The organism is Streptomyces spiralis, assembly GCF_014654675.1.
Classification (GTDB): Bacteria; Actinomycetota; Actinomycetes; order Streptomycetales; family Streptomycetaceae; genus Streptomyces; species Streptomyces spiralis.
This window is the reverse complement of the sequence record NZ_BNBC01000076.1, coordinates 6148-17918: the sequence shown is the minus strand read 5'-3', so window position 1 is coordinate 17918 and position 11771 is coordinate 6148. Positions and strand designations below refer to the sequence as shown.

Annotated in this window: 17 protein-coding genes and 2 pseudogenes; 3 read left to right on the top strand and 16 right to left on the bottom strand. The window is 69.2% G+C overall.

Going from position 1 to position 11771, the window contains the following annotated elements; translation table 11 throughout:
- The 13 genes and pseudogenes from IE318_RS45825 to IE318_RS41775 all read right to left on the bottom strand — a co-directional run.
- Nucleotides 1-256, bottom strand: a pseudogene (locus IE318_RS45825) (site-specific integrase); the annotation flags it as partial.
- Nucleotides 256-444 carry a helix-turn-helix domain-containing protein gene (locus tag IE318_RS41830; protein WP_189908098.1) on the bottom strand — a complete coding sequence of 63 codons (189 nt, stop codon included), beginning with the start codon at nt 442-444 and terminating at the stop codon, nt 256-258. The pseudogene IE318_RS45825 and the gene IE318_RS41830, both read right to left, overlap by 1 nt.
- Nucleotides 441-1820: a replication initiator protein RepSA gene (repSA, locus tag IE318_RS41825; RefSeq protein ID WP_189908097.1), complete on the bottom strand. Its 1380-nt coding sequence runs from the start codon at nt 1818-1820 to the stop codon at nt 441-443. The genes IE318_RS41830 and repSA overlap by 4 nt, the downstream gene beginning before the upstream one ends.
- Nucleotides 1813-1998, bottom strand: a complete 186-nt coding sequence (locus IE318_RS41820) for a hypothetical protein (RefSeq protein ID WP_189908096.1) — start codon at nt 1996-1998, stop codon at nt 1813-1815. The genes repSA and IE318_RS41820 overlap by 8 nt, the downstream gene beginning before the upstream one ends.
- Nucleotides 1999-2087: 89 nt before the next feature.
- A complete protein-coding gene (locus IE318_RS41815) occupies nt 2088-2405 on the bottom strand; it encodes a SpdD-like protein (RefSeq protein ID WP_189908095.1) in 318 nt (105 codons plus the stop codon).
- 24 nt (nt 2406-2429) lie between these two features.
- On the bottom strand, nt 2430-2585 hold the full coding sequence (locus tag IE318_RS41810) for a hypothetical protein (protein WP_189908094.1): 156 nt from the start codon (nt 2583-2585) through the stop codon (nt 2430-2432).
- 8 nt (nt 2586-2593) lie between these two features.
- The gene (locus tag IE318_RS41805) at nt 2594-2785 is read right to left on the bottom strand and encodes a mobile element transfer protein (RefSeq protein ID WP_189908093.1); all 192 of its coding nucleotides are present in this window, start codon (nt 2783-2785) and stop codon (nt 2594-2596) included.
- 1 nt (nt 2786) lies between these two features.
- Nucleotides 2787-2981 carry a hypothetical protein gene (locus IE318_RS41800; RefSeq protein ID WP_189908092.1) on the bottom strand — a complete coding sequence of 65 codons (195 nt, stop codon included), beginning with the start codon at nt 2979-2981 and terminating at the stop codon, nt 2787-2789.
- Between the two features lie 23 nt (nt 2982-3004).
- Complete coding sequence (locus IE318_RS41795; RefSeq protein WP_189908091.1) at nt 3005-3655, bottom strand: DUF2637 domain-containing protein; 651 nt, start codon at nt 3653-3655, stop codon at nt 3005-3007.
- Between the two features lie 2 nt (nt 3656-3657).
- Nucleotides 3658-3849, bottom strand: coding sequence for a hypothetical protein (locus IE318_RS41790; RefSeq protein WP_189908090.1), 192 nt, complete (start codon nt 3847-3849; stop codon nt 3658-3660).
- 84 nt (nt 3850-3933) lie between these two features.
- Complete coding sequence (locus IE318_RS41785) at nt 3934-5286, bottom strand: FtsK/SpoIIIE domain-containing protein (RefSeq protein ID WP_189908089.1); 1353 nt, start codon at nt 5284-5286, stop codon at nt 3934-3936.
- Between the two features lie 2 nt (nt 5287-5288).
- The gene (locus IE318_RS41780; protein ID WP_189908088.1) at nt 5289-5645 is read right to left on the bottom strand and encodes an SCO3933 family regulatory protein; all 357 of its coding nucleotides are present in this window, start codon (nt 5643-5645) and stop codon (nt 5289-5291) included.
- A gap of 139 nt (nt 5646-5784) precedes the next feature.
- Nucleotides 5785-6564, bottom strand: a complete 780-nt coding sequence (locus IE318_RS41775; protein WP_189908087.1) for a GntR family transcriptional regulator — start codon at nt 6562-6564, stop codon at nt 5785-5787.
- A gap of 18 nt (nt 6565-6582) precedes the next feature.
- Between IE318_RS41775 and IE318_RS41770 the strand changes: the two genes are divergently transcribed.
- Nucleotides 6583-7050 carry an NUDIX hydrolase gene (locus IE318_RS41770; protein WP_189908086.1) on the top strand — a complete coding sequence of 156 codons (468 nt, stop codon included), beginning with the start codon at nt 6583-6585 and terminating at the stop codon, nt 7048-7050.
- 655 nt (nt 7051-7705) lie between these two features.
- A complete protein-coding gene (locus tag IE318_RS41765) occupies nt 7706-8596 on the top strand; it encodes a hypothetical protein (protein WP_189908085.1) in 891 nt (296 codons plus the stop codon).
- A gap of 649 nt (nt 8597-9245) precedes the next feature.
- Here the strand turns inward: IE318_RS41765 and IE318_RS41760 are convergent.
- A complete protein-coding gene (locus tag IE318_RS41760) occupies nt 9246-9437 on the bottom strand; it encodes a hypothetical protein (RefSeq protein ID WP_189908084.1) in 192 nt (63 codons plus the stop codon).
- Nucleotides 9438-9644: 207 nt separating this feature from the next.
- Here IE318_RS41760 and IE318_RS41755 point away from each other — a divergent pair, with 207 nt between their 5' ends.
- Nucleotides 9645-9842 carry a dehydrogenase gene (locus IE318_RS41755; protein ID WP_189908083.1) on the top strand — a complete coding sequence of 66 codons (198 nt, stop codon included), beginning with the start codon at nt 9645-9647 and terminating at the stop codon, nt 9840-9842.
- Between the two features lie 620 nt (nt 9843-10462).
- On the opposite strand, the gene IE318_RS41750 is transcribed toward IE318_RS41755, so the two are convergent.
- Complete coding sequence (locus IE318_RS41750) at nt 10463-11107, bottom strand: LysE family translocator (RefSeq protein WP_189908082.1); 645 nt, start codon at nt 11105-11107, stop codon at nt 10463-10465.
- A gap of 505 nt (nt 11108-11612) precedes the next feature.
- A pseudogene (locus tag IE318_RS45820) lies at nt 11613-11771 on the bottom strand (site-specific integrase); the annotation flags it as partial.

The following is an 11771-nucleotide window of genomic DNA, read 5'->3' as shown; positions in this document are numbered from 1 at the left end:
TGATGACGTTCTCCACCCAGTACGGCAGCCACTCGGCGAGCTTGGCCGACCGGGTCGGCACGGGCACGCCCTGGTCGACCTTGTCGAGCAGTTCCCGGCGCTTGGCGTCGCACTCGGCCCAGGTCTTGCCGTAGGCGAACTTGCGGGCGCGGGTGCCGTCCGGCTGCAGCACGTAGACCGCGCACTGGTAGCGGCCGTCCTTGCGCTTGGTGATGGTGCCGGCGCCGTTCGGGTTGCGCTTGCGCTGACCGGCCATCAGGCAGCCTCCTCGATCTGGCCGAGGATGAAGTCCTGGACGGCGTCGGCGGGAATGCGGCGAGCGCCATCGATCTTGATCGAGGTCAGACGACGCGAGCGGATCAGGTCGTAGACCTTCGAGCGTCCGAGCTTGAGCCGCACCATGACTTCCGGCACGGTCAGCAGTTCAGCGGTAGCGGCGGTCATGCTGCGGCTCCTTCCAAGGCGAGTTGGTCGCGTAGGGCTTCGCGGGCGGTTTCGCGGTTGAGTTGGATCTCCCGGGCGATGGTGGCGGCGAGGGCGGATTCGCCGGGGGTGTGGCCGTGGCCGGCGTACTGCCAGTCGGCCAGGACCAGGACGGTGTCCGGCTCGACGTCGTCCAGGCCGAGGGCAGCGTGCTCTTGAGCGGCGCGGTAGTCGGCGCGTTCCTGGCGGAGGGTGCCGAGGGTGGTGGAGTAGCGGCGGGACTTGGAGCTGAAGTGGCCGCGGAAGCCGAGCATGTGTGCCCAGGCCCACAGACGCCGGTCGGGGTACAGCCCGTCGAGGTCGCGGCAGGCTCGGATCATGCGGCGGGTGTGGTCGGGGACGCCGTGGCGGTCGAGTTCGGACAGCTCGCCGATACGGCGGTCGAGGGTGCCGGTGTTCTCCGCTGCCTTGGTGGCGTACTTGGCGACGTAGGAGGCGACGGCCTGTTCGGTGATGTCCGAGCCGTCCCCGAACGCCTTCACGGGCCGGACGTCGAGCTGGCGGCCCCAGCGGAAGGTGCGGACTGGTTGATCCTCGGCGGCCGGGACGGAGACCGAGGTGTAGGAGTGCGCGGCGGCGGCCCGGATCGCGTCGGTCAGCAGGTCGACGGTGGCCCAGGCGGGCGGCGGGGTGTCTGGTCCTTCCGGGCCGTCGAGGCGGATCACGGCGTGGAAGTGCAGGGCACCACGCTTCTGGAACTCGGCGACCTTGCCGTAGGAGACGCGCGCGTGGTCGGGGAGTTCTCGGCGGGAGAGGCCGGCGCGGGCGGCGATCTCGCGGCGCAGGCGGGTGGTGAAGCGCTGCCATAGGTCGCCCGCGTGGTTGTTGAACAGGACGGCGCCCGCGTAGTCGTAGGTGTTCGGGTCGATGGCTGTGCCGAGGGCGGGATCGTCGGCTGGGTGGCGGGTACCGCAGCGGCAGACGCCTCGGTCGGGGCGATTGTGGACCGGACCGAAGGACGGGGCGGTCAGGGTGGCGAAGACGCGCGGGTGGTCGCGGACGGTGGCGGGGATGTCGCGGCGGTCGTCTCCCGCCAGGCCCGCGCGGATGAGGTGGTAGGTGTCGCCCGCGTACGTGAAGGCGCAGGAGGGGCAGCGGGAGGCGCGGCGGTTGCCGCAGGCCAGGCGGAGGCGTCCGCCCGGCTCGTTCTCGGTGCTGTAGCGGTGCAGCACCTGGCCGGTGGTCTTGTCCTTGTGGATCGTCCAGCCGGTCAGGTGGATGGGGTCGGAGCAGCCGCCGGTGCGGCGGATCTGGTCTTCCCAGCGGTGGTAGTCGGGGGCCGAGGCCACCCTCAGCAGGTCGCCGAGGGTGGTCGGGTCGAGCAGCATGTCAGGCACGGGCACCCTCCCGGACGCGGCGGGTGCGGACGAGGCCGGTGCCGCTGCAGGTGGCGCAGTGCGCGGTGATGGTGCGCAGGTGGCCGCGGACGTCTCGGCCGCCGAGGGTGACGGCGACGGAGGCGAAGCCGTCGCAGTCGGGGCAGATGCGGGGCGGGGGTGTGGTGCGGTGCGTCATGCTGGGGGTTCCTTCCGGTTCTGTGGATCGGACAGGGACGGCGCCCGGGCGGCGGATGCTTGGCGGTATCGAGGCCGCCCGGGGGCCGGTCAGCGTCGCTTGGTCTCGGAGGCGAGCAGTGAGCGAAGGACGACGGCGACCACAGCGACTGAGACGCCGGTGATGGCGACGGCCAGGAGCATGGAGACCAGGACGGCGCCGACGACCAGGACGACGGCGGTGCCGCCGCCAACGAGGGCGAGCGCCGTGCCGGGGGTGAGCTGGATGGTCGGCCGGGACGGTGTCGGGGCCACCGGGGCGGGCGGCGGGGTCTGCGCGGCCGGGACGATGGCGGTCGGCTCGACGGCAGCGGGCGGGGCGTGGTGACCGGTCGGGGTCGGCATGGTGGGGATCTTCGGGCGGAGCATGACTGTTCTCCCTTCTGGAACGGGCTACTTGATGAGGCTGTTGATCGCGGGGGCCAGGACGCTGTCGGCGAGGAGGAAGCCGCCGAGCAGGAGGACGGCGATCAGCCAGGCGGGCGGGCGGATGAGCTTGACGCCGAGGTAGCCGACGACGAGCAGGGCGAGCCAGAGCGGGACCTGCACGGTGCCTCCTACCGGACGCGGCAGCGGTGGGTGCGGGCGGCGAGCTGGGCGGCGGTGGCGCTGGTGTAGTCGGCGGACCAGCCGCAGCCGTCGTTGGTGCACACCGCGGCGTGCTTGGTCTGGCCGTGGCCGTCGCGGTGGGTGCCGATCTCCACCGGGCCGATCCGCATCACGGAGTGGAAGAAGTCACGGGCGGGCATGTCAGTCGGTCTCCTCTCGGGTCGTGGCCGGGTCGGGGAAGCGGGCGCGGATACCGGCGGCGGTGGCCGGGTCGGTGGTGCGGAGGGCGGCTTCCTCGGCGAGCAGGTGGACGAGGTAGGGCCGGTCGGCGGCGGCCATCTCCCGGGCGGCCTCCAGGTGGTCGGCGGTGGTCAGGTCGGCCGGGTCATGGGTCATGGCAGCGGTGCCCCCTTTCCGGTTCAGGCGAGTTGGGCGGCGATAGCGTCGGCCAGGTGGGGCGGGACGCCGAGGCGAGCGCGGAGGGTGTCGGTGTCGATGCGGTGGCCGGTGCGAGCCTGGTGGTCGGCGGCGACCTTGCGGGCGTGGTCGACCAGCGCGGCCGGGACCGGCACAGGCGGAGCAGGCGCAGGGTCCGGGTCCGGAGCGGGCAGTTCGGGGGTGGGCTCCGGCTCCGACTCCAGGGCGGGGGCCGGGTCGCGACCCTGGTCGGGTGTGGGGGCCGGGGGTGCCGGCGGAACCGGCACCCGTTCGGCGGACGAGTGGGCGAGGAGGGTGCCGCCGAGGAAGGCCAGTGCGGGCCATCCGGCGACGAGGATGCGCAGCCAGGCCGGGACGCGGTCCAGGTCGAGGAGTCCGGCGGTGGCGATGTTGGCGCCGAGCGAGGCGACCAGGGCGACCAGGAACCAGGACCAGGCCAGCCGGGACGGGCCGTCCGAGCGGAGCCGCCGCCAGACGGCGACCAGGAGCAGGTCGACGCTGACCGGGTAGGCCCAGGCTTTCCAGCCGGTCTGTCCGGCAGCGGCGGCCAGGTCGTGCAGGTGAGCGAAGGACAGCGCACCGGCGATGACGGCCTGCACGAGGACGGCGTCCAGTCGGATCGAGCGGGCCACGGTCACCACCCCTCGCCGGGGTACTCGGGGCCGTCCTCCGGGAAGGTGCCGGGCGGCGGCGCGGGGAGCGAGACGGCCAGCGAGGGGCTGACGGCTTCCACGAAGCCGAGGTCTGCGCCGTTCATGTCGGCGTAGAGGGCGAGTTGGCCCAGCAGGAGCACGGTGCGGGCGAAGTCCTCGCAGTCGGGGCACATAGCCGGGGTCTCCCTTCATCAGGCATGGCTCGGGTAGGGACCTGGCGCGAAGGCGGTCACGCCGACCGGAGATGCAGGGGAAGGTCAGGCCGTGGCCGGGGCTGTCTTGGACAGCGGCACCGGGGCAGCGGGAGCGCCGGGCAGAGCGGGCCGGAACGGCGCGAGTTCGGGCAGGTCCGGGGTCCGATCGGCGTGCCGGTTACAGATGTTGACCGCCTGCCGCAGCGAGGTGTGCGGGGCGCGGATGCGGTGCCAACCGCCGGTCGAATCGCCTGCGATGGCGACGCCGCGCAATTCGGCGGGAATTTGGATGGCGGCCAGGACGGCGTCCGGGGAGATGTCGCCGAAGGCCATCTTGGCGCTTGTTTCGTCGTTGACACGGTGGGCGGTGCGGCCGGTGAGCTGGGCGCGGAGCATGGTGATGCCGTCGCCGAGTTCGGAGCCGAAGCGCTGCCCGCAGACCTCGAGGTAGATGCCGGCGGCGCGGCCGAGCTGGGCCAGGCGGACCAGGGCCCTGATGATGCGGTCCCGGCGCGGGTCGTTCTTCTTCGTGCTGAGCGCCAGCTCGGCGACCTCGTCGACCAGGACCACGATCGGGATCGGGCGCAGGTCGTCGGGCAGGGCCCAGATGTCGGCGGCGATCTCCGAATCCGGCACGTCGGCGGTGATCCGCTGCTCGGCGCGGATGAGCTGGTAGACGCCCTCCATGCGGGTCACGAGCGCGTCCAGGAGTTCGGCGGCGGTTTCGGGGTTGTCGGCCAGCGCGGAGAACCGGCGGGCCAGCGGGAACAGCTCGACTCCCTGTTTGCAGTCGATGCCGATCAGGGCGACGTCCATCGGGGCGAGCCCGGCGACGAGGTTGCGCTGGTAGACAGACTTGCCGGACTCGGTGGCCCCGAGCGTGAGGGCGTGGGGTATCACCCGGTAGTCGCGGTAGTGCACCGAGCCGTCCTCGCGCAGGGCGACCGGGACCCGCATCGGGCGGGTGTCGAGCCGGGCGGGCATCTGCACCCGCTTGAGCACGTCGTAGCCGGTCATCCGCACCTCGACCACACCAGAGCGCAGCTCACGCGAGGTCACGCCGTACATCGAGAAGGAGTGGCGAAGCCGATCGGAGGCGGCGGCCACGTCGAAGGCGTCCTGACCGGGCCGGAGCTTGAGGCGCAGGACCAGGCCGGTCCGGGTCGGCCGCAGTCGCAGGATGCGCGGCGGACGGGACTCCGGCACAGGCCGGTTGGTGGCCCGGACTAACGCCAGGCGCCACCGCGACGGCGGAACCGTGAGCCCGCAGGCCTCCATGACCGAGGTGTAGCGGACCAGGACCCGCAGTGTGGTGAGGGTGACGCCGAAGGTCATCCAGTACCAGGCGGGGCGCCGCCACCGCAGGAGACCCGCAGCGGCGACGACCAGCACCACAGCCACCGTGAACCAGGTCATGATCAGGCCGCCTTAGTCTTCGCGGTCGTGTCGACCAGCGATGTGACGGCAACTGCGCGGAAGGCGATGCCGTGCCGCTTCTGGCCGTTGAACTCGTTCTCCCACGGCCGGGCGATCAGACCGGTCAGGGCGACCGGGGTGCCCATGGCCAGCTCACCGGTGATGCCGGTCTCCGGGACGGTGATGGACAGGATCTCGACCTCGTCGTTCGCCGCGAACATCACGTCCACGGTCATCAGCTTCGCGCCGGTCTCGGCGTCCGTGGCGATCTCACCGGTCCGACGGTCACGGACCTTGGGCTGCGGGGACTTGGCAACCATCACGGTCGCACCGGAGGTCTCGACGGGGATCTGACGCACAGCGGATCACTCCTCTATAGAGGCTGGACTCCGTCACTTATGTATATGAGTGACATGAAGAAGAGTGCCTGACTCCTATACATGAGTCAACCCGCCGCGAAGAAGAACTCGCGACGGGCCGAGGAGAGTTGAGGGGGCGTCAGTCTGCGGCGGGGATCCGGTACTCGAAAATGAACTGGTCAGCGGCCATGAGCGTGTCGCAGACCTCGACCACGCGGCCCTCCGTGGTACGAGCTTCCCGGACCAGATGAACCACCGGAGCACCCGCACTCAGCGCCAGCTCGGAGGCTTCCGCCTTGGAGGCTGGACGCGCTTGCAGCGTCTCGACGAACTCGGCGAACTCGTGTCCGTGGTCTTCGAGTCGGGCGTAGATGCCACCGCCGCCGGGGTTCTCGGCGAACAGTTCGGGGATGTCCTTCACGACGTCCCACGGGAGGTACGACGTAGCCGTCTCGACCGGGGTGCCGTTGCGGAAGTAGAGGCGGCGCCGGGCGAGCACCTGGGTGCCGGCGGAAACGCCCAGTCGCCGGGCCGCATCCTCGGGGGCCTCCATCGGGCCGATGTAGAGGACGCTCACCTTGGCCGTGGCGCCGGACTGCGCGGACTCGGCGAGGTACGCGGCCTTGCCGCCCTGGCGAAGCGAGCGCCGGAAGCGGTCGGAGGACCGATGCCGCACCGGCGGGCGATCCTTCACGATCGAGCCCTTGCCGTGCCGGGTCTCGACGAGCCCGCTCGCGCGCACCTCGACCATGGCCTTGCGGATCGTGCCGCCCGACACGCCGTAGCGGTCGACCAGCTCCGACTCACTCGGCACCATTTCACCGGGCTTGAGGACACCCGCCCGGATCTGCTGGACGATCTCCTCGGCGATCTGCACGTATCGAGGTACGGACCTCTCACCTCCTACTGCAGTTCCCATAGTCCTTTTCTTCCTCCTATGCTCCTGTACATGAGTAACAGTGCCCGGGAAGGCCAGTCAACGCCACTGCACTCCGTGTCCGTGGCCGGGGTGGTGGTGCGCGAGGACGGCCGACTCCTGGCGATCCGCCGTGCCGACAATGGCACTTGGGAGCTCCCCGGCGGTGTACTGGAACTCAGCGAGACTCCAGAGGCAGGCGTCGCTCGCGAGGTCCTGGAGGAGACCGGCATCCACGTCGAGGTGGACGAACTCACCGGGGTCTACAAGAACACGACCCGAGGCATCGTTGCCCTGGTCTTCCGCTGCAAGCCTTCAGGCGGGACCGAGCGCACGTCGAGTGAGTCAACGGCCGTCGACTGGCTCACGCCCGACGAGGTCGCAGAGCGCATGTCCGAGGTCTTCGCGATCCGGCTCCTGGATGCCCTGGACGGCAACGGCCCCCACGTGAGGAGCCACGACGGGCGACGGCTCATCCCAGCGGGATAAGACTTTCCCTACGTTCATCAAGGCCCGCGCACGGCGCGGGCGCGCGCCGCCTTTGCGGCGCGGCCTGCCTCCTGTCTGCGCCCCGGCTGGCCGCGCCCGGCGGCGCGCTGCGTGCATGCGGGCAAGGGCGAGACTTCATCCGCGAGCACAAGATGATGCCTCCGGCGGGGGATCGGCCGGCACCGGGATGGAGGGAGCGCCGTTCCCGGCCGCGGGCACATCGTGGCGAGCGTTGGGGGCTCCCATCCCGTCCACCATCGACCCAGGCAGAGCCGAGCAGACGCGGCCCATGGCGTCCAGGTCGTTCGTACAGTGGCGCGCTCCACCTGGACGCCATGAACCACGCCCGCTCCACAGACGTGTGGGTCGACGGCGGACGGGATGGGAGCAGTGGTAGGCGGTGGGTTGAGGTGGCACGAAAGTGCGGGAGCACGATGTAAATAATCGTCCCGTCAGGGACCGTGCGGCCACGATGGAGCCGCGGTTCGGGTAGGCCGGGAGGACGTTCGCGTATGGGCCTTTGACCCGCAGCCGCTTCTTCGTCATCTTTTGCAGATTTGACTGAATCGGCTACCTGTTGCCGCTGCCTGTGCACAGTCGTACGTTCGAAGTATGGGGCGCGTCTGCCCCGGGAGAACGAGGCAGGCTGTTCCCCATGGCGCAGCGATCATCAGCTCTTGCCGTGGAGGCCGAAGTGAATGACTTCAACGAGCCTGTGAGGGTAAACGTCGCGGATGGAGAAACGGCAGTCTCAGGTGTGAGCACCGAGGGGTTCGGGGTCGAGGGGAGATCTCACGGAACTGGAGTGGTCGGGGTAAGCGAAGCCTGGCTCGGTGTTTACGGGGAGTCCACGGGAGGCTTCACCGTGGACGCCGTACGTGGACAAGGAAAGGGGCAAACCTGTGGGGTCGCCGGGCATAGCGAAGCCGGCATCGGTGTATACGGTAAGGGCGGTGCGCTGGCTGGCAAATTCGATGGCACCGTCAAGGTCGGCAAGACGGTGGAGTGCCAGTTCGTCGAGGCGACGCATGGGCATTTCACCGGAAACGTGAGAGCCGACAACGGAGACTTTTTCCAGGGGCTGAGTGCCGGTGGGGGAGCGTTCAGTGGCGAGGTGAAAGCTAAAAAGTTCACTCCCACAGGAGGGGACTACGCCGAGACGTTTGCGGCAGGAGACGAATTCGAGCCAGGAACCGTTCTCGTCATCGGGGACGACGGCCTGATGGCCCCGTGTGATGCACAGTACGACTCGCGCGCAACGGGGGTTGTGTCGGGTGCCGGTGGCCTCACCCCGGGAACCGTCATGGAGAGCAACCCCGATTCCGCGCATCACGTGACGCTGGCACTCGCGGGGCAGGTCTACGTCAAGGCAGACCCTCAGTACGGGCCAATCGCTGTTGGCGACCTCCTTACGACCTCACCCAGCGAAGGGTGCGCAATGCGAGTGTCCGACCGCGGCCGTGCGGTCGGCGCAATCCTCGGAAAGGCCCTGGCAACGCTCGACGGCGAACCGGGACTCGTTCGCATGCTCGTGACGCCGTCTTGAGCCGATGCAAGCGTGGTGGCGGGGGAGTTGCGACTGTGGGTGATGTGGGCGTCGTTCCGGGTGTCGAAGGGCAGGCATGGCGGCGGGCCCGACGATTGGACGGACTGATCTAGTAACTGCGCGGCGGGCCGGGGCGTTTCATGGACCGGCGCCGGAGGTCGCTGCCGAAGGCAGACCGGACCGTTGCTGTACAGCAGCGAAGTACAGCAACCACAGCGACCGGCCCCGGCCAGCAAGGTTCGCTGGGAACCGTTGGGTGAGCGGTTTGACCGTCATCGACCGACCTGCATAGAGCTACGGATCAGAAGGTCGCGCCTGGGTCGAGCGACGGCGGCACCGTAAAGGCCGGGGCCCGGGGTGCGACAACGGTCGGCTTCCTCACCATCACGGTGATCCGTGCCAGAGCCGTGCCAGGTCGGGCGGGGAGTCACGGGGAACGGCGGACAACTAGCCGTCGGAACCACGGGCCGGGACGCCAGTCCGTCGCAGGTCAGGTGCCCAATCAGTGCTGGAGCACCCGAGCTTCCCAAGCTGATCACGCTCTTTCCCGTGGTGCGTCATCATCAGGCTCATGTCTGAGTTCGCATGGCCTCCGGAGTCTCCAACGCCAGAGGACGTTCGTCGGTCTTGGCCCGAGACCATTGCCGCTCTACCCGCCGGCGCTCACATCACCGGGCGCGTCATCGGACGTCAGAGATTCGGTGTCTTCATCCAGGTCGACGGTCACGCCAACGCGGTCGGTCTCGCCGAAGTCGGAGGGAACATGCCCCACCACATGGAGCTGCCTCAGCTCGGAACTGAAGTGGGCGGGGTGGTGGTTGACCACGCCAAGCACAATCACCAGATCAAGATCAGGCTTGATGAGTGGACGGCTGGTCGGGTGGGTCGCTAGGTGAGTGTCTAACTGCGTGACAACGCCGACGCACACCGGCGGACGAACACGGACGCTTGCGGACGGTCAGCACAGCTAGGAAGCACAACCGCCGAAGGCAGACGTCCCCATCAAGTTGCTTCGGGACGAAGAGGTCGCTCCGTTAGGGTGCGCTGCATGACCGACGCCCCGGACTGTCCCGAGTGCAGCCAGCCCATGAAGTTCGGCGGCTTCGTCCTCGCCGAGCGGGAGGACGATGGCCGGCGGACCTGCCGGGCGCTGTGGAGGTGTACCGGTCGGCATGTCTGGTGGCGCTGGGCCGACCGTCCGGAGGAGCTGTTGGAGACCTGCCCGATGCCCGAGCTGTTCCGCTGACATCCAACGCTGACATCAACGACCCCGGACGGCGACGGCACACAGCAGCCACGTACGGCACCAGTTCATGAGGCGAGCCGCGACCAGGCCGAGGGGGGATCGAACTCCTAAAGCGGGTGTCGCAGGTTCGAATCCTGCCGGGGGCACACGACTAAGGGCCAGTTCAGGGGCATGATCCCCTCGAACTGGCCCTTTGCCGTGATCACGGCCGTGCCACAGACGTGCCACAAAGCCCACTAAGAGTCCACATCACCCCGCGTCTCACGGATCATCGAGCCGAGCCGATCAGCGATCTCACGGTCACGACCGTTGGCCATGTGCCCATGAGTCGATCACTGCATAGAGCGGCCCGCGGTCAAGGCAATGCCTCCGGCGGGGGATCGGCCGGCACCGGGATGGAGGGGGCACCGCCGCCGACTGCGGGTCCGTAGATGGCGTGCGCGGGGAGCTCCCATCCCATCCACCGCCGACCCAGGTAGAGCCGAGCAGACGCGGCCCATGGCGTCCAGGTCGTTCGTACACTGGCGCGCTCCACCTGGACGCCAGGAACCACGCCCGCTCCACAGACGTGTGGGTCGACGGCGGACGGGATGGGAGCAGGGGAGAGTGGTGGGCTTGGCTCAGGTGGAGACAGGCCCACGGGACAGGGCGGTACGCAGCGCGAAGACGCCAAGCAGGCCGCCTGCCGTGAACCGCTGGGCGGTCATGGCGCGGGGTCGAGCAGCCAGAAACCCCGACACTCGGGCTGCGCTCAGCATGATCAGAGCGTTCACGGAGATCCCCACAATGATCTGCACGCCACCGAGCTGGAGCAGTTGCCCCCAGGTCGGACCTGCGTGTGGAGCCAGGAACTGGGGCAGCAGGGCGGCATACATAAGAGCGATCTTGGGGTTGAGCAGGTTGGTCAGCAGCCCCATCGAGAACAGGCGGGCGTCGGAGACCGGAGCCAGGTCCTGGGCGGGGGCGAAGGGCGAGCGGCCGCCGGGCTTGAGCATGCCCCAGGCGAGGTAGGCCAGGTAAACGGCCCCGGCAAGCTTGACCACCATGTACGCCACCGGCACGGCGGCGAACAGCGCGGACAGGCCCGCAGCCGCGGCCAACAGGTAGCACACGAATCCCACGGCGGTCCCACTGAGGCTAATCAGGCCTGCCCTACGGCCTTGGGTGATCGCGCGGGAGGCGAGGTGGATCATGTTCGGTCCCGGAGTCAGGGCCATGCCTAGTTCGACCAGGGCCACTCCTCCGACTGCGGTCAGAGTGATCACCGGTCAACCTCCTGGTCGTTCGTCGGGCACCTGATACGGAATGCGTCGCCCAGTTGCAGCGGACGGCTGCGACGCATCAGCAGCGCCTGTCTCGCCTACTGCAGGCTACGACCTTGCCCCTCGACATCTTCATGCACCCCCGGCCAGGTTCCTGGACCGCCGACGACATCAAGTGCTGAGCCCGCAGCCGAAGCCAGGCCGATGGCCTGGACACTGGCAACGCCTCCTGAGGCGGCCGAACGGAGCCGCAGCGCCCAAGGGGGGCCAACTCCCGCCGGAGAGCGCGGCAGGCGGGCGCCTGTGCCCTCTGCGTGCCCGATGGAGCGGCACTGAGCGGGGAACAACGGGGAGTCTCGGCGAGCGTCCCGAGAACGCGCAGGTCGGGGTCTTGCCTGGTCAGGGCGGGTGCGCGTACGCGATCTTCCAAACTGGTGCAGTCCGCCAACTCCGGCGAGGAGGCCGAACCGCAGACCTCGCATCACTACGCCACGCTTCACCGGTCCCCCCTTGCCGTCGCCGCGGTGGTCTCCCTCTCCAGGCGCACGAGGAACCGGCGCACATCGGCGACGCCCAGCGATTCGAGCCGCTTGGCACCGAGGAGCGGCACCAGGTAGAGCCGGACGTGCGCCTCGTACTTGTCGTACGTGCTGCGTTTCCGCCGGGA